The 22,596-nt window shown below is 43.7% G+C and carries 22 protein-coding genes and 3 tRNA genes; 14 read left to right on the forward strand and 11 right to left on the reverse strand.

Translation table 11 applies throughout. The features are described from left to right. Positions 1 to 260: 260 nt before the first annotated feature. The 5 genes from AB204_RS13210 to aspA form a co-directional block, all read right to left on the reverse strand. A tRNA-Phe gene (locus AB204_RS13210) sits at positions 261 to 336 on the reverse strand. A gap of 129 nt (positions 337 to 465) precedes the next feature. Beyond that, the gene (gene dicD, locus AB204_RS13215) at positions 466 to 1,038 is read right to left on the reverse strand and encodes a division control transcriptional repressor DicD (RefSeq protein ID WP_047963833.1); all 573 of its coding nucleotides are present in this window, start codon (positions 1,036 to 1,038) and stop codon (positions 466 to 468) included. Between the two features lie 18 nt (positions 1,039 to 1,056). After that, a complete protein-coding gene (locus tag AB204_RS13220) occupies positions 1,057 to 2,787 on the reverse strand; it encodes a protein-disulfide reductase DsbD (protein ID WP_047963834.1) in 1,731 nt (576 codons plus the stop codon). Between the two features lie 207 nt (positions 2,788 to 2,994). Beyond that, complete coding sequence (locus AB204_RS13225) at positions 2,995 to 4,296, reverse strand: anaerobic C4-dicarboxylate transporter (protein WP_047963835.1); 1,302 nt, start codon at positions 4,294 to 4,296, stop codon at positions 2,995 to 2,997. 140 nt (positions 4,297 to 4,436) lie between these two features. After that, on the reverse strand, positions 4,437 to 5,861 hold the full coding sequence (aspA, locus tag AB204_RS13230; RefSeq protein ID WP_047963836.1) for an aspartate ammonia-lyase: 1,425 nt from the start codon (positions 5,859 to 5,861) through the stop codon (positions 4,437 to 4,439). Positions 5,862 to 6,274: 413 nt separating this feature from the next. On the opposite strand from aspA, the gene AB204_RS13235 reads away from it, so the two are divergent. The 4 genes from AB204_RS13235 (at position 6,275) to AB204_RS13250 (ending at position 9,452) form a co-directional block, all read left to right on the forward strand. Beyond that, positions 6,275 to 6,844, forward strand: coding sequence for an FxsA family protein (locus AB204_RS13235; protein WP_047963837.1), 570 nt, complete (start codon positions 6,275 to 6,277; stop codon positions 6,842 to 6,844). A 176-nt stretch (positions 6,845 to 7,020) separates the two neighbouring features. Continuing rightward, the gene (locus AB204_RS13240) at positions 7,021 to 7,314 is read left to right on the forward strand and encodes a co-chaperone GroES (RefSeq protein WP_047963838.1); all 294 of its coding nucleotides are present in this window, start codon (positions 7,021 to 7,023) and stop codon (positions 7,312 to 7,314) included. Between the two features lie 54 nt (positions 7,315 to 7,368). Then, complete coding sequence (gene groL / locus AB204_RS13245) at positions 7,369 to 9,015, forward strand: chaperonin GroEL (RefSeq protein WP_047963839.1); 1,647 nt, start codon at positions 7,369 to 7,371, stop codon at positions 9,013 to 9,015. Between the two features lie 95 nt (positions 9,016 to 9,110). Continuing rightward, on the forward strand, positions 9,111 to 9,452 hold the full coding sequence (locus tag AB204_RS13250; RefSeq protein ID WP_047963840.1) for a DUF4156 domain-containing protein: 342 nt from the start codon (positions 9,111 to 9,113) through the stop codon (positions 9,450 to 9,452). Positions 9,453 to 9,675: 223 nt separating this feature from the next. Here AB204_RS13250 and epmB read toward each other — a convergent pair whose 3' ends face one another. Next, positions 9,676 to 10,704 carry an EF-P beta-lysylation protein EpmB gene (gene epmB / locus AB204_RS13255; RefSeq protein WP_047963841.1) on the reverse strand — a complete coding sequence of 343 codons (1,029 nt, stop codon included), beginning with the start codon at positions 10,702 to 10,704 and terminating at the stop codon, positions 9,676 to 9,678. Positions 10,705 to 10,745: 41 nt separating this feature from the next. Between epmB and efp the strand changes: the two genes are divergently transcribed. Beyond that, complete coding sequence (gene efp, locus AB204_RS13260; RefSeq protein ID WP_047963842.1) at positions 10,746 to 11,312, forward strand: elongation factor P; 567 nt, start codon at positions 10,746 to 10,748, stop codon at positions 11,310 to 11,312. A gap of 204 nt (positions 11,313 to 11,516) precedes the next feature. Beyond that, positions 11,517 to 11,831 carry a quaternary ammonium compound efflux SMR transporter SugE gene (gene sugE / locus AB204_RS13265; RefSeq protein ID WP_047963843.1) on the forward strand — a complete coding sequence of 105 codons (315 nt, stop codon included), beginning with the start codon at positions 11,517 to 11,519 and terminating at the stop codon, positions 11,829 to 11,831. 89 nt (positions 11,832 to 11,920) lie between these two features. On the opposite strand, the gene AB204_RS13270 is transcribed toward sugE, so the two are convergent. Beyond that, the gene (locus AB204_RS13270) at positions 11,921 to 12,133 is read right to left on the reverse strand and encodes a helix-turn-helix domain-containing protein (protein ID WP_047963844.1); all 213 of its coding nucleotides are present in this window, start codon (positions 12,131 to 12,133) and stop codon (positions 11,921 to 11,923) included. A 149-nt stretch (positions 12,134 to 12,282) separates the two neighbouring features. On the opposite strand from AB204_RS13270, the gene AB204_RS13275 reads away from it, so the two are divergent. Beyond that, entirely contained in the window at positions 12,283 to 12,522 is a 240-nt protein-coding gene (locus tag AB204_RS13275) for a helix-turn-helix domain-containing protein (RefSeq protein WP_072061443.1), read from the forward strand. A 240-nt stretch (positions 12,523 to 12,762) separates the two neighbouring features. Further along, on the forward strand, positions 12,763 to 13,548 hold the full coding sequence (locus AB204_RS13280) for a sulfite exporter TauE/SafE family protein (RefSeq protein ID WP_047963846.1): 786 nt from the start codon (positions 12,763 to 12,765) through the stop codon (positions 13,546 to 13,548). A gap of 106 nt (positions 13,549 to 13,654) precedes the next feature. Here the strand turns inward: AB204_RS13280 and uriH are convergent, their stop codons facing one another. Then, positions 13,655 to 14,605, reverse strand: coding sequence for a uridine-preferring nucleoside hydrolase UriH (gene uriH / locus AB204_RS13285; RefSeq protein WP_047963847.1), 951 nt, complete (start codon positions 14,603 to 14,605; stop codon positions 13,655 to 13,657). Positions 14,606 to 15,055: 450 nt separating this feature from the next. Here uriH and AB204_RS13290 point away from each other — a divergent pair, with 450 nt between their 5' ends. The 4 genes from AB204_RS13290 to phoA all read left to right on the forward strand — a co-directional run bounded on the left by AB204_RS13290 (position 15,056) and on the right by phoA (position 20,002). Further along, positions 15,056 to 16,360, forward strand: a complete 1,305-nt coding sequence (locus AB204_RS13290; protein ID WP_047963848.1) for an NAD(P)/FAD-dependent oxidoreductase — start codon at positions 15,056 to 15,058, stop codon at positions 16,358 to 16,360. A gap of 65 nt (positions 16,361 to 16,425) precedes the next feature. Then, a complete protein-coding gene (locus AB204_RS13295) occupies positions 16,426 to 16,806 on the forward strand; it encodes a cupin domain-containing protein (protein ID WP_047963849.1) in 381 nt (126 codons plus the stop codon). Positions 16,807 to 16,821: 15 nt separating this feature from the next. Continuing rightward, the gene (locus AB204_RS13300; protein WP_047963850.1) at positions 16,822 to 18,315 is read left to right on the forward strand and encodes an aldehyde dehydrogenase family protein; all 1,494 of its coding nucleotides are present in this window, start codon (positions 16,822 to 16,824) and stop codon (positions 18,313 to 18,315) included. Between the two features lie 250 nt (positions 18,316 to 18,565). Further along, positions 18,566 to 20,002 carry an alkaline phosphatase gene (gene phoA / locus AB204_RS13305; protein WP_047963851.1) on the forward strand — a complete coding sequence of 479 codons (1,437 nt, stop codon included), beginning with the start codon at positions 18,566 to 18,568 and terminating at the stop codon, positions 20,000 to 20,002. A gap of 89 nt (positions 20,003 to 20,091) precedes the next feature. On the opposite strand, the gene AB204_RS13310 is transcribed toward phoA, so the two are convergent. The 3 genes from AB204_RS13310 to rsmC form a co-directional block, all read right to left on the reverse strand. Further along, positions 20,092 to 20,178: transfer RNA gene (locus AB204_RS13310), tRNA-Leu, on the reverse strand. Between the two features lie 46 nt (positions 20,179 to 20,224). After that, positions 20,225 to 20,311: transfer RNA gene (locus tag AB204_RS13315), tRNA-Leu, on the reverse strand. Positions 20,312 to 20,498: 187 nt separating this feature from the next. Beyond that, positions 20,499 to 21,512 (reverse strand): 16S rRNA (guanine(1207)-N(2))-methyltransferase RsmC, encoded by a 1,014-nt coding sequence (gene rsmC / locus AB204_RS13320; RefSeq protein WP_047963852.1) that lies wholly within the window; start codon positions 21,510 to 21,512, stop codon positions 20,499 to 20,501. A gap of 141 nt (positions 21,513 to 21,653) precedes the next feature. On the opposite strand from rsmC, the gene AB204_RS13325 reads away from it, so the two are divergent. Both AB204_RS13325 and rimI read left to right on the forward strand, forming a co-directional pair. Next, positions 21,654 to 22,064 (forward strand): DNA polymerase III subunit psi, encoded by a 411-nt coding sequence (locus tag AB204_RS13325; protein ID WP_047963853.1) that lies wholly within the window; start codon positions 21,654 to 21,656, stop codon positions 22,062 to 22,064. Beyond that, positions 22,033 to 22,488: a ribosomal protein S18-alanine N-acetyltransferase gene (rimI, locus tag AB204_RS13330; protein ID WP_047963854.1), complete on the forward strand. Its 456-nt coding sequence runs from the start codon at positions 22,033 to 22,035 to the stop codon at positions 22,486 to 22,488. The genes AB204_RS13325 and rimI overlap by 32 nt, the downstream gene beginning before the upstream one ends. Positions 22,489 to 22,596: the final 108 nt, after the last annotated feature.

Here is a 22,596-nt window from a genome sequence, read left to right on the forward strand (position 1 = left end):
TGATTCAGCTATAAATAGAGGCCACCGCCATCGGCGAGTTTGTAGGTTTTTTCTTTGGGTTTTGCAGTTTCGATTTGCCGGGCGTTTAGTTTCATTATTAAGGGCATCCTTGTAATCGAACGGTAAGTGCCCCGAATTATGCCCTTCGCTGCATATTGATTGCAACAGACGAAACTAGACGTAGAAATAGATAATAGTGTTGATTTTGCTGGATTTGACAGGAATTGTTTTACTGGGCTGGACTTCACTGGAAGTTGAAGTGGTGCCCGGAGGCGGAATCGAACCACCGACACGGGGATTTTCAATCCCCTGCTCTACCGACTGAGCTATCCGGGCTAACGGGGCGCATTAAACCGTATTCAGCCCAATCCGTCAAACACTTTCTGCGAAAAAATCATTAAAATTGATTGTTCGCTGTATTTTTATACCAACTTAGTGTGGTTATTCAGCTTTGGCCGCTTTTTATTAACTTAACGCCCCATTTTTTCGGCATTTTGCGATGGTTAGAATATCTTCAGCCAGCAGTTTTGCCGTCAGGACATCTTCAAGATCTCTTTTCACGAGTAGCTTACTAAGACATCCTTCAAGGATAAGTTCCATCTGTTTGGCGACTTGTTGAACATCTTCAATATCGAGTTGCTGCAATAACTCCGTTGAGTAATGGAAGGAATTTTGTTTTTGCAATTCTGCCAATTGATGAATCGGATGGTCTGCATCAGGGAAAGCGCTGCAAGCTGCGATGAACAGACAACCCGGATAACGCTGTTCCTGTACTTTTTCCTTGAGAGCATCAAAGCGGGCCAATAACTTTTGTTCAGGATTCAAGTTTTCATCCAACAGGATTTGGCGCTGCCAGATCTCAATCTGTTGGCTGTGGTAGCGTAAGCAATCGTAGAGCAGGGCCTCACGATCAGGCCAAAAATGTTTTATATGGTCAATATCAATATTCAGGGGAGTTAAAAGTGTCTCCAGTGTTGCTGACAGGCCATGTTGCTCCAATAAGTTCAGGGCATGGCTAAGCACATATTCACGTTGCACGGTGACTTTCCTTCCAGATTATTTTTGTTGTAAATGTTGTATTTGCTGCACATGCTGGTTAAAACGTTCTGCATTCATAAATCCACTGACTCGTGAATCGATTAACTCTTTTCCTTGAGTATCAAAGAACAAGATAGTGGGCAGCCCTCTTACCTGCAATTTGTGTAGTAATTCTTTCTGTTTTGGCCCGTTATCTGTGACATTTGCCTGTAACAGGAGGAATTGACTCAATTGTGCCTGTACTTGTGGATCACTGAAAGTATATTTTTCGAACTCCTTGCAGGCTACACACCAGTCGGCATACAAATCCAACATAATCGGCTGATGGCTATTTTCGGCTAAAATTTGGCTTAATTCTTGCCAGTCACTGATTTGTTGGAATTTTATTGCTGTCTTTTGCTGTTCTGCCGTAGGCGTTCCCCACATCCAATCTTGCAAGGGACGTGAAGCGATAAGTACCAGAGCCAGCAAGACAATTTGTAAGATACGCAGCCAGCCGTTTTTGCTGTTTAATGTTAATGCGAAAGCCCATCCTAAGAACGCAACCGCCAGCATACTCCACAATCTGACGCCCCATGTGTCACCAAGAACGCGCTCCAGTAAGAATACCGGCAGAGCCAGAATAATGAACCCGAAGGCTTCTTTAACGTATTGCATCCACGGGCCGCTGCGAGGCAGAAGTTTGTGGCCGAATAATGTGACTGCGATAAGCGGTAATCCCATACCCAATGCGTAAAGATAAAGAGTCAGACCTCCAACCAGCGTATTACCGCTTTGGGCGATATAGAGCAAAATGGCGCTGAGTGGTGCAGTAGTGCAGGGAGAGGCAATCAACCCGGCTAAGGCACCCATACTAAACACGCCAATATAAGAGCCGCTTTGCTGTTTGTTGCTCCAATCCACCAAACGAGTTTGGATAGAAGAAGGAAGTTGCAAGTTATATAGCCCGAACATTGATAGGGCGAGCAAAATAAATAGCACTGACAGCCCGATCAAAATGTAAGGGCTTTGCAGGGCAATCTGAAATTGCAGGCCCGCAGCCGCGACGATTAATCCAAGCACGGTATAAGTAAGTGCCATTCCCTGAACGTAGCTCATGGCGAGCCAAAATATTCGTTTCAGGCTTTCGGGGCGTTTCTGGCCCAGAATAATGCTGGAAATCAGCGGATACATGGGCAGTACACAAGGCGTAAAAGCGATGCCAATACCAATCAACAACGCCCATAACGGGGAAAATGGAACGTCATGTTCTTTGGTTTGGGGGCTTTCCTGTTGCGATACTGCGGTTTCATTATTTGATTGGTCTGAAGCAACCACCGCTTGTAATGGTACGCTTAATGTTTCAGGAGGATAACAATAACCCGCCTCTGCACATCCCTGATAAATTATCTCAAGAGAAGCGTCATTGGTGGCGGATAAAATAGGAACATCAATGCGCGCTGATTGAAAATAAACTTCACTCTTCCCAAAAAATTCATCCTCATGATCTATTCCCTTGGCATAAACCATTTCACCCAATGAGGCTTGCTTGGGAATAATCCTGAATTGTTTTCGATAGAGGTAGTAACCGGGTTTGATATCCCAGTTCAGAGTGAGTTTATTTCCTTGTTGCTGAAAATCAAACATAAATGCCTGCTCAGCAGGAAGGTAGAGACTTTGCCCCGGTTGTTCAAACAGTGCGCTGGCTTTGATAGGAGAAAAAGCGATACCGCTGAACAGCAGAAACAACATGAGAATACGTTTCATCATAAGTAATCTTTGGCCTGCTTGTATCGTGAGTTTGATTCGTAAAATTTATTTAGTCAGCACTATAACCGATGACGCCCATAGCAGAAAGCCACTTGATTAATATTAATACAATGCTGTTCTGGGGGAGAAAAAAGATTTTTACGATGGAAATATTTCAGGGGCGTTATTGCCCCTGAAATAATATTTCCAAATGTTCGATTAATAAAACTACAAGATCATGCCGCCAAACAGAAAGCCGAATGTGACAGCCAATACAACGGCAATGGTTCCCGGAATAAAGAATGGATGGTTGAAGACAAAACGCCCAATACGCGTGGTTCCTGTATCATCCATCTGCACCGCTGCAACTAATGTCGGATAAGTTGGCAGGATAAATAATCCTGAAACCGCAGGGAAAGAAGCAATCGCAGTCAATGGCGTTACATGCAGCGCCAAAACCATTGGCATCAGAGCCTTTGCTGTGGCTGCTTGTGAATAGAGTAACGCTGAACAGAAGAAGAAAATGATCGCTAACAGCCAAGGTTGGGCATGAATCAAGCTACCCGCCGTTTCTTTAATCCAGTCCATGTTCGCTTGAACAAATGTATCCCCTAACCATGCGACACCCATAATACAGATACAGGCACTCATCCCAGCTTTAAAAGTACTTGAGTTTAAAATAGCATCGGTATTAACGGAGCAAATAACAGTTGTGAGGGTAGCGATACTTAACATTATGATAAGTATCGCACTGGTGGTATTCATAATTGGTTTTTCGATTAAGCCAATACTCGGGCTGTTAATAATCGCGTAAATAACAATCCCAATAACTCCCAACAGAAACAGTAGTACAGAGAGTTTAGCTTTTGGTTTTATATCAATTTTATGGCTGCTGCGTAGTTCAACTAGACCATCTGCAAGACGTTTTTGATAAATTGGGTCATTAGACAATTTGGAATCGAAGAGCCATGAGATGATAAATGCCATCAAAATAACGGCTACAAATGATGAAGGAATTATTATCGACAACATTTGAATATAGCTGACACCTTGCCCTTCCATAATAGAAGACATATAGACAACAGCGGCGGAGATTGGTGAAGAGGTGAGCCCTATTTGTGCAGCTACGACAGCTGTGGATAGTGGTCGGCATGGTTTAATGCCTTGTTCTTTTGCTACTTCGGCGATGACAGGTTGTGTTGCTAGGGAGATATTCCCTGTTCCAGCTAGTAGTGTTAAACAATAAGTGACGATGGGAGCGAGGATAGTGATGTATTTCGGATTCCTTCGTAGTAATTTCTCAGTTTGCTGAACCAAATAATCTAACCCACCAGCCACCTGCATGACAGAAATTGCGGCGATAACGCCCATAATGATTGAAATAACATCAAATGGTATATTGCCTGGTTTGACACCTATCGTAGATAAAATTAAAACACCAAGCCCTCCAGCAAAGCCAATACCAATTCCCCCTAGTCGTGCTCCCAAAAAAATGGCCAGCAGAACGATAGCTAATTCTACGGCTAACATGTTACGTACTCCTTAATTTATTTGATCTTATGAAAACTTATGGTTAATACTTTGTGTTTGCAGACAATTAAAAAGGCACGCTTCCGGTTGGAATGGCGTGCCTTAATAATTAAGACGAACTCGTTATTATAAACATTTAATCAGTCATCAAAACGTTTTGCTTTATAAGTTGGATGTTTTAGGTTCTCAACGGAGAAAATATCATCTAACTGAGCTTCTGTCAGTAAGCCGCGCTCCAGCACAACTTCACGAACGCTCTTACCAGTTTCAGCACAGATCTTGCCCACGATATCGCCATTGTGGTGACCAATGAATGGGTTCAGATAAGTGACGATACCAATGGAGTTGAAGACGAAGCTTTCGCACACTTCTTTATTGGCTGTAATACCGTTGATACACTTCTCAACCAGATTACGGCAAGCGTTGCTCAGGATAGACATAGATTCAAACATGGCCTGACCAATAGCGGGTTCCATGACGTTAAGCTGCAACTGACCGGCTTCGGCTGCCATAGTGATACAGGTATCGTTACCAATGACTTTAAAGCAAACCTGATTAACAACTTCTGGCACAACCGGGTTAACTTTAGCTGGCATGATTGAAGAACCTGCCTGCAATTCTGGCAGGTTGATTTCGTTAAAACCAGCGCGAGGGCCGGAAGAGAGCAGGCGCAAGTCATTACAAATCTTGGACATCTTAACAGCCAGACGTTTCAGCGCGCTGTGAACCATCACGTAAGCGCCGCAGTCGGAAGTCGCTTCGATCAAATCTTCTGCTGGTTGGCAAGGTAATCCTGTGACTTCGGCCAATTTTTCAATTACCAACTGTTGGTAACCTGGCGCAGTGTTCAAGCCAGTACCGATCGCAGTCGCGCCGAGGTTCACTTCCAGCAGCAGTTCTGCTGTGCGGTTGATGTTTTTGATTTCTTCTTTCAACAAAATGGAGAAAGCACGGAATTCTTGACCCAGTGTCATTGGAACAGCGTCTTGCAACTGGGTACGGCCCATCTTCAGGATATCGTCGAATTCAGCGCCTTTTCTGTCGAATCCTGCTTTCAGCAACTCAATGGATTCAATTAATTGCATCAATGAGTTATAGACAGCAATACGGAAACCCGTAGGGTAAGCATCATTGGTGGACTGGCTTCTGTTCAGGTGATCATTGGGATTCAGGTACTCATATTCGCCTTTTTGATGTCCCATCAATTCCAGACCGATATTCGCCAGTACCTCGTTGGTATTCATGTTCAGAGAAGTACCTGCACCGCCTTGGAAGACATCAACAGGGAATTGGTCCATACATTTGCCAGTGTTGAGGAGTTCATCACAAGCTTTGACAATAATGTCCGCCACTTTTCCGGGAATAGTATGGAGTTCTTTGTTTGCCAGTGCCGCAGCTTTTTTCACCATGACCATGCCACGAATGAACTCTGGGACATCGTTGATAGTACGGTCACTAATATAAAAGTTTTCAATCGCACGCAGAGTGTGAATACCATAATAGGCTTCAGCAGGGACTTCTCGTTTACCTAACAGGTCTTCTTCGATACGAATGTTGTTTGACATGAGAACCTTCTTAAAATTGGATACGTTTTTTTACTGTTCTATTACGTGTTTGTTTAGAATAATGTTGCCGGCGACAATTGTCTTGATATTAAACACTTATCATGGAATTGTGTGCGCGATCATATGTGGATTTATTATAAATGCCTTGAACCTGGATCACTTTATAGTGCTATTTTATTAATGAAATCACATATGTGTGATTGAAGTCACGATTACAGAGATGGAAAGTCAACTCTCTGAAGTATTGAAAACTGTTACTATCATCCCCACATTATGTGATCTAACGCCATATTGTGTGCTTCTGGCATAATATGAACGATAAATATTGTGATGAACGATATTTACTGCGATGAACAATAATGCGATGCACATAAATAGTGTGAACGACAAATAAATAATGAAAGGAGAACCGCGTGCGCTGGCTCCCACTTATTCTTATATGCCTGCTGGTTTACATCGAGTCTGTCCTGTTTGTCCGGATTGCCTCTGAAGTCGGGGTCTTGCTGACTCTGCTGCTGGTTATTCTTACTTCTTGTCTTGGTGTGTCTCTTGTACGTAATCAGGGCATCAAGAATTTTATGTCTATGCAGCAAAAAATTGCAGCGGGTGAAAGCCCTGCCGAAGAAGCCATCAAAAGTGTTTCTTTAGTCATTGCGGGATTTTTACTGATAGTGCCCGGTTTTTTCACTGATTTTCTCGGGTTGTTGTTGCTGCTGCCGCCTGTACAGAAACTTCTGACGGCAAAGATGCTGCCCCATATCAATTTTTACCGCTCCAATGCCTTTTATGGTTCAAATAATCATAGTTCGGGTTCGAATAATCATAGCTCAAGCCACCAGAACGGGCAGACCTTTGAGGGAGAGTATGAGCGTAGGCAAGATGACGCTTCCTATACATTGGATGGTCAGAAGCCAGATGATCAAAAAAATCATGATGAATCTGGCAGTGAACATAATTCTGGCAGTGAACACAAAAAAAAATAATGGTGTCTGCTTAGGCTGAAATTTCAATGGGTAATAAAAAAGTAAAATATTTTTTGGCTCTCACCCTTGAAGTCCCGATCTTAAGCCCCAACTTGTAGCTTCATGGTACTGGTTCTGTTGGGTTCTGGTATCAATCCTCTTACCTGATATGGACTTTATTTATAGGAGATCTATCAATGAACATTCGTCCATTACACGACCGCGTTATCGTCAAGCGTACAGAAGTTGAATCAAAATCCGCTGGCGGAATTGTTCTGACTGGTTCTGCTGCGGGCAAATCCACCCGTGGAGAAATTTTGGCAGTTGGCAATGGTCGCATCCTTGAAAACGGGGAAGTGAAAGCGCTGGATGTAAAAGTGGGTGATACCGTCATTTTTAATGAAGGTTACGGCGTTAAAACAGAGAAGATCGATAATGAAGAAGTATTGATCATGTCTGAAAGCGACATTCTGGCAATTGTTGAAGCGTAATCTAGTCCTTGCGCTTAGATCTTCTTAATTGAATGAATTTAAAGGAAAGACACAATGGCAGCTAAAGACGTAAAATTTGGTAATGATGCTCGTAGCAAAATGTTACGCGGTGTGAATGTACTGGCTGATGCAGTTAAAGTCACTCTGGGTCCTAAAGGTCGTAACGTAGTTTTGGATAAATCTTTCGGTGCACCTGTTATCACTAAAGACGGTGTATCTGTAGCACGTGAAATCGAATTGGAAGACAAATTCGAGAACATGGGTGCGCAGATGGTTAAAGAAGTTGCCTCTAAAGCCAATGATGCGGCAGGAGATGGTACTACTACTGCAACAGTACTGGCTCAATCGATTGTCACCGAAGGTCTGAAAGCTGTTGCTGCTGGCATGAACCCAATGGATCTGAAACGCGGTATCGACAAAGCAGTTATTTCTGCCGTTGAGGCGCTGAAAAACCTGTCCGTACCTTGCTCTGATTCCACTGCTATTGCACAGGTTGGCACAATCTCTGCAAACTCCGACGAAACTGTAGGTAAATTGATCGCTGAAGCGATGGATAAAGTCGGTAAAGAAGGTGTAATTACCGTTGAAGAAGGTACTGGCCTGGAAGATGAACTGGATGTTGTTGAAGGTATGCAGTTCGACCGTGGCTACCTGTCTCCTTATTTCATCAACAAACCAGAATCAGGTGCTGTTGAGCTGGAAAACCCATACATCCTGTTAGTTGACAAGAAAATCTCCAACATCCGTGAACTGCTACCAGTTCTGGAAGGCGTAGCCAAGGCAAGCAAGCCTCTGGTTATCATCGCTGAAGATGTTGAAGGTGAAGCGTTGGCAACTCTGGTTGTTAACAACATGCGTGGTATCGTGAAAGTTGCTGCGGTTAAAGCACCAGGCTTCGGTGATCGCCGTAAAGCAATGCTGCAAGATATCGCAACTCTGACTAACGGTACTGTTATCTCTGAAGAGATCGGTCTGGAGCTGGAAAAAGCGACTCTGGAAGATCTGGGTCAGGCAAAACGTATTGTTATCAACAAAGACACCACTATCATCATTGATGGTGTAGGTGAAGAAAGCACAATTGCTGCTCGTGTTACTCAAATTCGCCAGCAAATCGAAGAATCCACTTCTGACTATGACCGTGAAAAACTGCAAGAGCGCGTAGCTAAACTGGCAGGCGGTGTTGCTGTTATCAAAGTAGGTGCAGCGACTGAAGTTGAAATGAAAGAAAAACGCGCTCGCGTTGACGATGCTCTGCACGCAACCCGCGCGGCAGTAGAAGAAGGTGTTGTTGCTGGTGGTGGTGTTGCACTGGTTCGCGTTGCTGGCGCTATCGCTGGCCTGACTGGTGACAACGAAGATCAGAACGTGGGTATCCGTGTTGCAATGCGTGCAATGGAAGCGCCAATGCGTCAGATCGTAGACAACGCAGGTGAAGAACCTTCTGTTGTTGTGAACAACGTGAAAGCAGGTAAAGACAACTACGGTTATAACGCTGCAACTGAACAGTATGGCGACATGATCGAAATGGGTATCTTGGATCCAACTAAAGTAACCCGTTCTGCACTGCAATTCGCAGCTTCTATTGCTGGCCTGATGATCACCACCGAAGCGATGGTGACTGAGCTGCCTAAAGATGACAAAGCTGACTTAGGTGCAGCTGGCGGCATGGGCGGCATGGGTGGAATGGGCGGCATGATGTAATGCTGTTCATCCTGATGATGGAATTGCCCATCCGTTAGGACAAAACTTTGAAGGCGAGCAGGAAAAACTTGCTCGCCTTTTTATTGAGGGAAGTTATGCGAATTAAAATTTTGCTTGGTGCGTCAGTATTATTATTGGCAGGATGTACAACGAATCATCAGTTAACCTCCGCTGGTGCTAATGTGCAATTTGTGGATACTCAACCGGGCAGTGAATGCCAGCGGTTAGGTGAAATTACCGGTACGCAAAGCAACTGGCTCAATGGTGTTAGCGGCGAGAGCAGTTCTATGCGCAGTGCAGCCAATGATTTACGCAATAAAGCGGCTGAAATTGGTGGAAACGTTATCTATGGCGTAAACAGTCCATCGGAGAATTTGCTGGGTAGCTTTGTACCTCTTGATAGCAAAATGGTTGGTCAGGTCTATAAATGCCCTTAGGCATTAATGGCAGAAAAATAAAAGAGATAGCCCCGTAGATGAGGTGGTGTTGTCTATCCGATATGGATGTAAAAATCGATGGGGTTAGTGAAAAATAAGTTTGGGCAATGCTCAGAAGAAACGTTTCGGAATAGCAAGAATGACATATACGTTTGGTTTCTGGCGCTGCCCATTCTGGAAAATCTTCAATGATGAAGTCAGCCCACTCAGTGATTGATGGGCACTAATTTTGTTTCAATTCTAAATCCAGAGGCGTTTTGCTTGGTTCCCCCCCAATTTCCCTTGTCAGACAAGGCACTAAATAACCGGATACCTTTGACAATAATTCTCGCATGATGGTTTTCGCTTCTCCATCACTCACAAGAAAATGTGCAGCACCTTGAACTTTATCCAGAACGTGGATGTAGTAAGGCAAAATACCTGCATCAAATAGCGCGTTACTTAAATTAGCCAGAATATCTGCATTATCATTAACATCGCGTAGCATCACACTTTGATTAAGCAGAGTTACACCAGTTTGTTTCAGCCTCATCATACTTTCCCGGAAGGCATCATCAATTTCATTGGCATGGTTGATATGGGTGACCATGATCACTTGCAAATGGGTCTGTGCTAAACGATTACACAGTGAAAGCGTGATTCTGTCAGGGATAACAACTGGCAAACGCGTGTGGATCCGTAGCCGCTTAATGTGTGGGATAGATTCAATGTGACTGATTAACCAATCCAGCTCATGATCTTTTGCCATCAGTGGATCACCGCCGGAAAAGATAATTTCATCAAGCTCAGGGTGTTGAGCGATATAATCCAGAGCAAGCTGCCAATTGTTTTTATTGCCCTTGTTATCTTCATAAGGGAAATGACGGCGGAAACAATAACGACAATTTACCGCACATCCCCCTTTGACCAATAACAAGGCGCGATTGTGGTACTTATGTAATAAGCCAGGTACAACACTGCATTGTTCATCTAATGGATCGGTGGAGAAACCAGAAGGCGTAGCAAACTCTTCCCGGGAAGTCAGGACTTGCAATAACAGAGGATCGCGGGGATCGCCCTTTTTCATTCGTGCTGCAAACGCTCTTGGTACACGCAGGGGAAATAAACGCTTTGCCTCATTACCTTCTTTCAATATGGCATGCGTGTTTAAAGACAATAGTTGCAACAATTCATTGGGATCAGTAATAACATCCGCAAGTTGTTTTAGCCAGACTTCTCTGACAGGGTGAATATGGGTTATAATGTGTGCCATTTTTTTGGCTAAGCCATTTTGTTAAAAATTAGAGGATCTCCATGGCTACTTATAGTACCAATGAATTCCGTTCAGGTCTTAAAATCATGTTAGATGGCGAGCCGTGCGCTATTCTTGACAGCGAATTTGTTAAACCAGGTAAAGGACAGGCATTTGCCCGTGTCCGTCTTCGTAAGCTGATTTCTGGTAAACTGCTGGAAAAAACTTTTAAATCAACAGATTCTGTTGAAAGTGCAGATGTCATGGATGCTAACCTGACTTATTTGTACAACGACGGTGAATTCTGGCATTTCATGAACAACGAGACTTTCGAGCAGTTAGCTGCGGATGAGAAAGCCGTTGGTGACAATGCAAAATGGTTGATCGATCAGGCAGAATGTATTCTGACTCTGTGGAATGGCCGTCCTATCATTGTAACTCCACCAAACTTCGTTGAGCTGGAAGTGGTTGAAACCGATCCAGGTCTGAAAGGCGATACCGCTGGTACTGGTGGTAAACCAGCAACCCTGAGCACGGGTGCTGTGGTAAAAGTGCCTCTGTTTGTGCAGATCGGTGAAGTCATTAAAGTTGATACCCGTTCTAACGAATACGTTTCTCGCGTTAAATAATCGAGTCCGTTATTCTAAAAAAACCGCAACCCCTTCGTCCAGAGGTTGCGGTTTTTTATTGTCAGTCGTCGGTCGCCATTATTGCAGCAGTCAGATCGGGTAGCTATAATTCAGCTTCATTTCTTATCGTTATTCGGGACGACTCGGATAAACGTCATCTCATTGGGGACGGCCCCACTTGTCATCATATAAAAAGGGAAAGACATGTCTTGGTTGATCCTTCTTATTGCGGGTTTGTTGGAAGTGGTGTGGGCGGTAAGCCTGAAATATACGCATGGTTTTTCACGTTTGATTCCGAGCCTAATTACGATCGGTGCGATGGCTGTTAGTGTGGGGCTATTGGCCTATGCCATGAAAAATCTGCCAGCAGGAACCGCATATGCAGTGTGGACAGGCATTGGTGCAGTGGGAACGGCAATTTTTGGCATTATGGTACTGGGAGAATCAGCGAATTTTGCCAGAATTTTGAGCCTTGGCTTGATCGTTGCGGGTATTGTTGGTTTAAAGCTGGCGAGTTGATGGTTTATAAATGGATTGTTTTATAAATGGATCGTTTTAATGGATCGGCTTGTAAATGAACCCAGCACTGCGCTGGGTTCTATTTTTGATTATTTTCTTTCATAGCGCGAAGGCCATATTTCTTCTGGCGTGCGCTCCAATGCGGTCGCGATAAGACGTTCGCCTTTCGGCCAATGCCGTTGTAGGGCATTGGCAAGGGTTGATGATGCAAGTCCTGCCTCTCGTGACACTTCTGATAATGTTGTCCCGCGTTTTTTCAATTCAGCAATAATATCAGCGGAATGCCAGTCTTTTTTTTCCATCCTTAAGATCTCCAATTAGCTATCGTTTTTTCAATTAAAAAGTAAGTTATTAAACAGTAGACTATAAGTCACACATCATAGCATAACTCAAATTGAATAGTGACTCATAGTCCGTGGTCGGATAAGTAACACGAATCGATACTTATCGGATGAAAACATCGAACAACATCAGATCCCTTTTTGGGCAAAGAATTAGATATCTCAGGAAAGAAGCTGGGATGTCGCAGGAGGCTTTTGCCGATAAATGTGGATTGGATCGAACTTATGTCAGCGGCATTGAACGCGGCGTCAGAAATCCTACCCTAGAAATTATTTATGTGATTGCCAATGGATTACAGATTGAACTGAATGATCTGTTTGATTTTAAAACAATGTTTCCGCCTCATTAGGGCTAATTATCGATATCACTTCTCTGCAATAAAAAACGTCATTCTTTCTTCTCCTTCATCATTCAATTTATTAACTACAACCTGAATGATGAAGGCGATCCCCAACTTTTCCCGTGATCGTTTGTTTGTAACTTATATTCTTTTTTTGAATATGATATGTGTTTTTGTCATATTATGCAGGGAGCGTTTGGTAACATTTGATGAATGAATTTTAATTAAATTCCAATTGGAAACGAGATAATGTTATTGATCCCTGAACTTGCAATTGGGGCGGCTGTTGGTTTGGTTATCAGCACTACTGGCGTTGGCGGTGGAGTGATAATCCTGCCGATCCTGATTTATTTTTTCGGATTGGATGCATTGGCTGCTGTAGCGACGGCAAATTTTCTTTCAATGCTGATGAAAATATCATCTTCTTATATACATTTTCGCATGGGAAATATTCCCCTGCGCCGATCTTTGATAATTCTGTTGATCATGATACCCAGCACAGTGTTGGCTAGTTATGGTGTAACGTTGTTGAATCATTTTAGCCACTATCAGGAGCAGATCGAATGGGGAATTAATTTGCTGGTGGTATTGGCTATCTTATTTTCCTTATATCTTTTTTATCGCCGAATACGCCAACCACAGTTACAAATGAATGGCACATATCCAACATCAGGAATGGTTAAACCTCTTTTATTGCCCGGCACAAGTGCTGGATTGGTACTGGGAGCAACAGGAGTTGGTGGTGGAGTTGTCGTGCTGCCATTGTTGCTGCGTTACGGGCGGATGAATATAAAACAAGCAATTGGCGTATCCCTTTTCGTCACAATGATATTATCTGGTTCATCTGCTTTTGCTTATGCGTATGGCGGTCATACAAATTGGAAACTGGCACTGGTGTTATTTGTTGGTTCCCTGTTGTCTGTCCCCTTTGCTAAATATCTGATGAAACGTATGCCTGACAAGGTATTTCAATATGCCACCCTGTCCTTGATCTTATGTAGCGCGGTGCTGATGGGGATCAGATTAATTGAATAGGATCTCCTTTAACCACTGAATCAGGGCATCATTTCAATGGTCAAAGGATATATTCGCATGATTTTATTAAGTTAACTCTTCCCGAGCAGACTTATGACTTTTAAGGTCAATAGGTTGTTTCGCCAATATTTTTCAAAGCATCGATCACTAACTGCCAGAACTTAACTTGATCTAATTTAACGGCAACTTGTGTATGGCAATCTTCAGGTGGTGGAAAACGGAAATCTGCGACTGTCATGCCTGTTGTTAAGGCTCCGGTTAGCTCAATATTAACGGGAACTTTTTGGGTCGTCATGACAGTAGGGTCGATCACATAGGCTACCGCACAGGGATCGTGTACCGGAGGATAGCCGAATCCTTGGTTCTCACGATATCTATCCCCATAAAATTGGAGTGCATCCAAAACGAATTGAGCAGAACGCGTTTTAATTTGGGCAATTTTCCCGATAATGTCAGGTGTTGCTTGAGCTTGATGAGTGAGATCTAAGCCAACCATTGTCAGAGGCCATTTTTCATTAAAAACAATGTGTGCGGCTTCCGGATCGATCAAAATATTAAATTCAGCAACAGCGCTTCTGTTACCTTTGTGGTAGCCGCCTCCCATCAATACCACTTCTTTCACTCGCTCGACGATCTGCGGAGCTTTACGTGCAGCCATGGCGATATTCGTCAGACCCGCCGTCGGAACCAGAGTGACGCTTTTAGGCGGATTTTCCATAATCACATCAATGATTAAATCCACTGCATGACGGGCATCCAACCTCATTGCTGGTTCAGGCAGAATAGGGCCATCCAGACCAGTCTCGCCATGAATGTCCGGTGCTGTTTTGATCTCCCGAACGAGTGGTCGATGGCATCCTGCTGCGAAAGGAATATTGCGAATATTGGCAATTCGGGCAACGCACAGCGCATTATGGGTTACTTTATTCAGAGTTTGGTTGCCAACGACGGTCGTTACAGCCAATAGTTCAATATTTGGATTTCCGTGAGCAAGCAAGAGAGCAATGGCGTCATCATGCCCGGGATCGCAATCAAGGATAATTTTCTTGGGTAGCATATTTGTTCCTTTTAGTGATTATGCCTTTCATCTTTCAGGCGGCTGTTTTGGTTACAATCCGAAACTTATTAGGCACACACGCAAATATCCCTTTCAGAATAATTCAGTATTAAAAAAATTCCTCTTCCATCTATCACAAAATGAAAACACAAAACTCATCATTTTTTAATGAATATTTTAATAATTGTGATTTGATTAACATGAAAACAACAAACAATTTGAGCATTTTAAGTACATGTGATTCATATATACCTTGAGATGAAATGCACAGACAACGATTTGACATATTATTATTAACTTATTAATGTTTTTGTTGGTGTGTTTGTTAAATTTTTGTGAATGCACCTAAATAATCAATGTTCAATAAATATGATAAATCTCCCTGAAAAAACAGAATAGCAATGTAACTGGATGTATATCATCAGGGGATAGATGCACACGGGGTATAGCATGAATAATAAACTTGATTCATTAACATACTATGCGGCAACTAAGAAATATGATCTCCATTTTCCAATGCTGACAGAAGATTTGGATGTTGATGTCGTTATCATTGGTGGGGGATTCTCTGGTATCAATACGGCATTAGAACTCGCTGAAAAAGGGATCACCAATATTGCTATTTTGGAAGGCCGGACTCTGGGGTTTGGGGGGACAGGTCGTAATGGTGGGCAAGTGATGACAGGTATCGGTCATGACTTGGATAAGATCAAACGCCATGTTGGTGAGAAAGGTCTGGAAACAATATTCAAAATCAGCAGCCTGGGAGCCGGTATCATTCGTGACCGGATTGCCAAATATGATATTCAGGCAGATTTTTGTCAGGGTTATGCTTATCTTGGCTGGAATCCACGGCATGATAAAACCCTGCGGGGCTGGCTGGAAGGCTTCCGTGCCGCTTCCCCTGATGAGGAAATCGAGCTTTATACAGGGTCTGATGTTAAAAAAGTCATTGGATCAGAGCGCTATACCAGTGCATTGAAACATATGGGTGGCGGGCATGTTCATTCACTCAATTTGCTTTTAGGCGAAGCTAAGGCTGTCTCCGAATACGGTGTTAAGATTTTTGAAAATAGTCAGGTCTTGAATGTCGAATATGGCCCGCGGGTCACGGTACGTACAGCAACCGGCTCAGTTCGTGCCGGCAAGATGTTGTGGGCATGTAATGGCTTTTTGGATGAGGAGCTTGAACCCACTATCTACCGAAAAACTATCAATACGTATGCCTTCCAATTGATGACAGAAGAACTGCCCGAAGATTTGATGGAACGGATAAGCCCGATTCGCGGTGCATACAGCGATATTAGCCCCGTCATCGATTACTACCGTGTCACTAAAGAAAACCGCCTGTTATACGGTAGTGCGACACAGTTTATTGAATATATACCTTCCGATTTAAAAGCATGGAACCGCCATATCATGCTGAAAACCTTCCCTTACCTGAAAGACGTGAAAATAGAATTGGCATGGGGCGGGCCATTATGTTGCAGCGTTAATTTGTTCCCGCAAATCGGTTCCCTGCCTAAGCATAAAAATGTGTTCTATGTTCAGGGGTACTCAGGCTTTGGTGTAACCCCAAGCCATATTATTTGCAAAATTCTTGCTGAAGGAATGAGCGAAGGCTCCGATCGTTATTCACTCCTGAGTTCCATTCCACATCTCAATGTTATCGGGAAAGACAGCTTTAGGAATGTATTGCTCTCTGGCGGCAAAATTTGGCACCAAACTTCGGGTTATTGGAAAGGACGTCGTTAGTCGGATCTCTGTTTAGCATTTTCCCCACGATTTTTTTGAATGGTAACTGTTAAAAGGTAAAAGTCATGATCAAGCCATTATTATTAAATAAAGCCCTTCCTGAATTAATGCCCATTGGCAGCGTCACTAATCTTGGTTCTGTTGTGGTTGAGGGAGATCCGCAGGCGAGTGCGGCCATGATCCACGGCGCACCATCGGATAACCTGACTTGCGGTATTTTTGCCTGTACCAAGGGCAAATTTAAAATGGTCTATCCCTTTGATGAAATGGCCACAGTGCATGAAGGCTCAATAAAACTGACGGATGTCAAAACTGGGGTTACGGTTGAATATCATGAAGGTGACTCGTGGTTTGCGGCAAAAGGAACTGAAGTACTGTGGGAAATCACCAGCGAACGTTTCGTCAAACATTACATGGCTTGCATAAACGGACAGGTGTCTGGCTAGGCTGAGGAAGAGATGATGAGTGAAATTAATTTGCTGGAGTCTGTTACCGCTTTTCTGCAACGTTCTCACGGTCATTATATTAATGGAGTCTCTATTCTTGGTCAGGAAAATGAAACTTTCCCTGTCGTTAACCCAGCGACGGGTGAAACGATAGCTACGGTCAATCAAGGAGGAGAAACCGAAGTTAATCAGGCAATGCAGGCGGCATCGGCTGCTTTTCACGGTGTATGGGCAGAAACTTCACCCATGGAACGGGGGAATTGCCTGAATCGGCTGGCTGATTTATTGCTGAAAAATAGTGAAGAACTGGCACAACTGGAAAGCTTATGTTCAGGCAAACCCATCCAGTTATCTCGTATGCTGGATGTGGGGGCATCTGCCGATTATTTACGCTATTTTGCCGGATGGTCGAGCAAAATCAGCGGAGAAACATTGGATGTTTCATTGCCCTCATTTAAAGGAGAGAAATATACCGCGTTTACCCGCCGTGAGCCGATTGGTGTAGTGGTTGGTATTGTTCCGTGGAATTTCTCCATCATGATTGCTATCTGGAAATTAGGGGCAGCGCTGACCAGTGGTTGTACCGTGGTGCTGAAACCCAGTGAATATACCCCTTTAACTATGCTGCGTGTGGCAGAACTGGCAAAAGAGGCGGGAATTCCAGATGGTGTAATCAATGTTGTCAACGGATTGGGCGCACGCATTGGTTCTTCTCTGATCGCACATCCTCTCTGTGACAAAGTGACTTTTACAGGTTCTGTTCCAACGGGCATGATTGTTGGAAAATCGGCTCTGGAGCAGGGACTGAAACACACTACGCTAGAACTTGGTGGCAAAAACGCAGCGGCTTTTCTGTCAGATATGACAGTTGAAAAAATCGTTGATGGCATACTGGAAGCGGGGTACGTGTATCAGGGGCAAATCTGTGCGGCTGCGGAACGTTTCTATATTCCTTCTGTTCATATGGAGGCGGTTTTAGCATTGTTGTCTGAGCGTCTGTCTGCAATGAAAATCGGTTCTCCCCTTGATGAATCAACGGAAATGGGGCCTTTGGCAAATAAAGAGCATTATGAAAAAACTCTTTCTTTGTTTGAAAAAGCGCGCCAGGAGGGGAGTGAAATCGTATATGGTGGCCATGCTCTGGAAAGGAAGGGTTTTTTCGTCATGCCAACCGTGATCCGTGCCAACAGTGCTGAAGACACACTAATGAAAGAGGAGACATTCGGGCCGATAGGGACTTTCCTCAGCTATGACGATGAGGAAGAGCTGATTGCCATGATGAATGCAACGCCGTTTGGCTTATCTGCCAGTTTATGGACTAACGACTTGGGTAAAGCGATGCGTATGACATCTCGCATTGAAGCGGGAATTTTATGGATCAACATGCATACGTTCCTCGATCCAGCAGTTCCATTTGGTGGAGTGAAATCCTCTGGGATGGGGCGTGAATTTGGCAGCGCTTTCATTGAGCATTATACGGAACTGAAATCGGTCATCATGCGCTATTAATTTATATTGATGGAGCGCCATCCGGCCTTTGGCTGTTGTGGCGCTCCATTTCACTTTTTCATCTTTTAAAAGATCTTCCTGTCATCAGAATGTCGTCATAGGTTCAAATAACTGTCATATGACATATCTATTATCCGAGCAACTCAACATGCTGATTTTTCATCTTTGACCCAATGGATTTTAAGGTGCAGCCAGCAAGGCTACACTTGAAAGACGAGGGGTATATTTATCTGACTGCAAGGAAAAACCTATGTCGCGTAATTATGAAAAAAAGCTGCTCGCTGCTGCCATTACTGTATTGATGTCAGGAGCTATTATGCCTGCATGGGCAGCCAGCGATTCAAATCACATTATGGCGCAACAGCGCGCCGCACAAGGTAATATTACTGAATTTGGTGGTGCACGCCGTTTGACTCAAGATCAAACTGAGGCACTGAAAGCCGCCCTGAGTAACAACAAAGCGAAGAATGTGATTTTGTTTATCGGCGATGGCATGGGGGACTCTGAGATTACCATTGCGCGTAATTATGCAGAAGGCGCTGGTGGATTCTTTAAAGGGATCGACGCCTTGCCATTTACCGGACAATATACTCACTACTCGCTGGATAAGAAAACGCAAAAGCCCAACTATGTAACGGATTCAGCGGCGTCCGCCACCGCATGGTCAACGGGAGTGAAAACCTATAACGGGGCATTAGGCATTGATGTTTTTGGTAACGCTCACTCATCCCTTTTGGAATTGGCCAAAAAGAACGGTAAAGCAACGGGTAATGTGACGACATCTGAAATTCAGGATGCGACTCCAGCGGCCCTGTACGCACATATCACAAACCGTAAATGTTATGGCCCGGAAGAAACATCAAAAAAATGTCCCACTGATGCGTTAGAAAATGGTGGTAAAGGCTCCATAACCGAGCAATTACTGGCAGCACGCGCTGATGTCACTTTGGGGGGCGGAGCGAAATCATTTTCCCAACAATCAGTATCTGGCATCAATAAAGGAAAAACATTACAACAACAGGCATTGAATCAGGGATATCAGTGGATAACCGATGCGAAGTCATTATCTGCCGTCAAAGATGCCAATCAACAAAAGCCCTTGTTAGGTTTGTTCCATGATGGAAATATGGATGTCGCCTGGGAAGGGGCAAAGGCGGTTTATCACGGTAATATCAATGAAAAGCCTGTGAAGTGCAATGTGAATCCTAAATTAGATCCTAACGCACCGACTTTGGAACAAATGACAGAAAAAGCGATTAATTTACTGAAAGAAAACAAAAATGGCTTTTTCCTGCAAGTCGAAAGCGCTTCGATTGATAAACAGGATCATAATGCCAATCCTTGTGCGCAAATTGGTGAAACCGTCGCTTTAGATAAGGCGGTACAAGTAGGGCTTAAATTTGCGAAAGAACAGGGTGATACGTTAGTGATTGTGACTGCTGATCATGCACATTCCAGCCAGATCATTGAGCCTGATGCTAAATCGCCGGGTTTGACGCGTTCATTGATTACTAAAGACGGGGCTGTCATGACAGTAAACTACGGGAATTCGGAAGGAGGCAGCCAAGGACATACAGGAGCACAGTTACGTGTTGCTGCTTATGGTCCACATGCCGCTAATGTTGTTGGACTAACCGATCAGACGGATCTGTTTTTTACCATACGCGACGCAATGAATTTGAAATAAATGAATTTGAACAATAAGGGCAGGGAAACAAAACAAAAAAGTAGAGAAAAAGAAGATAAAGAAGATAAAGAGAAGGATTAATGAAACAGTGGTGCGAAGGGGGGGACTTGAACCCCCACGTCCGTAAGGACACTAACACCTGAAGCTAGCGCGTCTACCAATTCCGCCACCCTCGCAGGTACTGCCATTTATCCCATTTGCTTAACCGATAGTCATCTGATTTGGTGCGAAGGGGGGGACTTGAACCCCCACGTCCGTAAGAACACTAACACCTGAAGCTAGCGCGTCTACCAATTCCGCCACCCTCGCATATTCAGACACTATTACTTAAACGAATAGCATGGGGGCGCATTCTAGAGATTTTATGGCCGGCGTCAATCATTATTTAGTGGAAAAAAGAGTGATTGGTGTAAAAACCAGCATGTTGATGTTTTGGCGAAATTGCCTGCTCGTTAAGCTGGAGCAGGCAAAAACGGGGGCATGTTTAAAACTTAAGTTACTTCTTTGTTGCTTGATACACTTTGAATTTGCCTGTTTGTGCAAGAACTTCATGTTTGCCAAAGGCACTATCTAACAGAGCAGGATAAGGTAAGAAAGCGTTTGCAACGATCCGCAATTTACCACCCGATTTCAGATAGTTTGGTGCCATACGAATCATATCGTCAGCCGCCGTCAAGTTAGTTTTCAAGCCATCATGGAATGGTGGATTGGAAATGATCCAGTCGAATTTCTCTTCAATAGCAGAATATACATTGCTGGTGACGACATTGCCTTCCAACTTATTGGCTTTCAGCGTTGCTTTACTGGATGTGATTGCGGCAGCACCGACATCACTCAATGTCAAAGTCAAATCAGGGTTTTTCTTACCCAGTACGCTTGCCAACACTCCTGAGCCACAGGCCATATCCAACAGACTACCGGAGATGGGAGCATTAAAAGTTGAAAGCAGCAGACGACTGCCTACATCCAGATCATCTTGGCTGAACACGCCAGGCAGTGTATTAACAATGACATCTCCCACTTGATAGCTGTTCCACCAGTTATTTTGATCAAACTGAACCTGATTTTTCAATTGACCATAAAACAGACTGCAACGGCGGGCAGTATCAATTTTATGGAAAGTAGCTATACCTTCCATCAATTTATCAACGCTACGTACGCCACTGCGGTTTTCACCCACAATAAAAATATCAGTGTTGGGAGACAGAACGGAAAACAGATTACGTAGCTGAAAACGTGCTTCATGCTTGCTTTTTGGCCAGTAGTAAATCAGCGTATCACACTCTTTGATAAATGTGCTGTCTGCCACAAGGCCAAAGTAAGCATTGTCACCGAGTTGACGAATCAGGGATTGCCAATGATGGTACTGATTAGTATGCACCCGTACACTTGCAGCTTCGATTTCCGTTGCAAGATTGTCCTGAAGATCACCGGCAAAAAGCAGGTGATGGGCGCGGAATTGCTCATGATGGCGCAGGATAACTTCGCTGGCCGGGGTTAATGCTGACATCTATGAATAGCTCCTTATAAATCTTTTGTCCAAGTATAAATACCAGTGGGCAGTATTGGAATGCCATGTTGGTTGGCGCAGAGATAAGCCCTCTGATAATATATTACCTGTTATTTTTTATGGCAGATGGAATAAAACACGATGACGAAGCGTGACAGATTACTCTCCCAGTTGGGGATCACTCAATGGGTTTTGCGTAGCCCAATGGCTTTGCACGGTGAATTATCTGTCCTCATCCCTGATTCAACCCGTCTATTGATCATTACCCATGATCATGTTGACTTAAGTCATTCATTATTTGCTGATATTTTTACAGCCATGGGGATTGATGCCTCATCGGTATATTGCATCACGACAAAAGATGTTGAGCTACTTTCGGAATCAATCCACTGCCCATACTGGCTGTTGGGGGTTGATATTACCCTATCAATACAAGGGATTTCTTTGAGAAGCCCGGCATTAAATGACTTATCTCTTGATGGGAATGCAAAACGCGCTCTTTGGCAACAAATTTACCATTATGAAGAATATTTCTCTATTAACTCCCGTTGATCTTTCTACAGCATTTCAAATAGAACAGGCCAGCCACGCATTTCCTTGGAGTGAAAAAACGTTTTACTCCAATCAGGGAGAGCGTTATCTCAACTATAAAATAACGTTGAATGACCAGATTATCGGTTTTGCGATAACACAATATGCGATGGATGAAGCCACACTATTTAATATCGCCATTGATCCTGAATATCAATCAAGGGGATATGGCAGGGCATTGTTAAACCATCTCATTGATAGCTTGCCTGAAAAGCAGATAAACACCCTATGGCTTGAGGTGCGGCGTTCCAATCAATCCGCTATCCGGTTATATGAAGATCTGGGTTTCAATGAGGTTTCCATCCGTAAGAATTATTACCCGACTGCGGCGGGAAAGGAAGATGCCATTATTATGGCGTTGCCGTTGTTTGGTGGAGTCCCATAAACTATCATCCATTTATTTTGGTTGATTTATGCTCTGTTTTTGTTCAGAATTTGATTTGTGATGTCAGAAAATATATGACTTTTTCTGTCTAATAGACTTCTGTTACAT

The sequence above is a fragment of the Xenorhabdus khoisanae genome, from assembly GCF_001037465.1.
Lineage (GTDB): Bacteria > Pseudomonadota > Gammaproteobacteria > Enterobacterales > Enterobacteriaceae > Xenorhabdus > Xenorhabdus khoisanae.

Bases quoted from the DNA above. Each gene is read 5' to 3' on its own strand.
- AB204_RS13220 (WP_047963834.1), bottom strand. From the start codon at position 2,787: ATGATGAAACGTATTCTCATGTTGTTTCTGCTGTTCAGCGGTATCGCT.
- AB204_RS13225 (WP_047963835.1), bottom strand. From the start codon at position 4,296: ATGTTAGCCGTAGAATTAGCTATCGTTCTGCTGGCCATTTTTTTGGGA.
- aspA (WP_047963836.1), bottom strand. From the start codon at position 5,861: ATGTCAAACAACATTCGTATCGAAGAAGACCTGTTAGGTAAACGAGAA.
- AB204_RS13240 (WP_047963838.1), top strand. From the start codon at position 7,021: ATGAACATTCGTCCATTACACGACCGCGTTATCGTCAAGCGTACAGAA.
- groL (WP_047963839.1), top strand. From the start codon at position 7,369: ATGGCAGCTAAAGACGTAAAATTTGGTAATGATGCTCGTAGCAAAATG.
- AB204_RS13250 (WP_047963840.1), top strand. From the start codon at position 9,111: ATGCGAATTAAAATTTTGCTTGGTGCGTCAGTATTATTATTGGCAGGA.
- epmB (WP_047963841.1), bottom strand. From the start codon at position 10,704: ATGGCACACATTATAACCCATATTCACCCTGTCAGAGAAGTCTGGCTA.
- efp (WP_047963842.1), top strand. From the start codon at position 10,746: ATGGCTACTTATAGTACCAATGAATTCCGTTCAGGTCTTAAAATCATG.
- sugE (WP_047963843.1), top strand. From the start codon at position 11,517: ATGTCTTGGTTGATCCTTCTTATTGCGGGTTTGTTGGAAGTGGTGTGG.
- AB204_RS13270 (WP_047963844.1), bottom strand. From the start codon at position 12,133: ATGGAAAAAAAAGACTGGCATTCCGCTGATATTATTGCTGAATTGAAA.
- AB204_RS13275 (WP_072061443.1), top strand. From the start codon at position 12,283: ATGAAAACATCGAACAACATCAGATCCCTTTTTGGGCAAAGAATTAGA.
- AB204_RS13280 (WP_047963846.1), top strand. From the start codon at position 12,763: ATGTTATTGATCCCTGAACTTGCAATTGGGGCGGCTGTTGGTTTGGTT.
- uriH (WP_047963847.1), bottom strand. From the start codon at position 14,605: ATGCTACCCAAGAAAATTATCCTTGATTGCGATCCCGGGCATGATGAC.
- AB204_RS13290 (WP_047963848.1), top strand. From the start codon at position 15,056: ATGAATAATAAACTTGATTCATTAACATACTATGCGGCAACTAAGAAA.
- AB204_RS13295 (WP_047963849.1), top strand. From the start codon at position 16,426: ATGATCAAGCCATTATTATTAAATAAAGCCCTTCCTGAATTAATGCCC.
- AB204_RS13300 (WP_047963850.1), top strand. From the start codon at position 16,822: ATGAGTGAAATTAATTTGCTGGAGTCTGTTACCGCTTTTCTGCAACGT.
- phoA (WP_047963851.1), top strand. From the start codon at position 18,566: ATGTCGCGTAATTATGAAAAAAAGCTGCTCGCTGCTGCCATTACTGTA.
- rsmC (WP_047963852.1), bottom strand. From the start codon at position 21,512: ATGTCAGCATTAACCCCGGCCAGCGAAGTTATCCTGCGCCATCATGAG.
- AB204_RS13325 (WP_047963853.1), top strand. From the start codon at position 21,654: ATGACGAAGCGTGACAGATTACTCTCCCAGTTGGGGATCACTCAATGG.
- rimI (WP_047963854.1), top strand. From the start codon at position 22,033: ATGAAGAATATTTCTCTATTAACTCCCGTTGATCTTTCTACAGCATTT.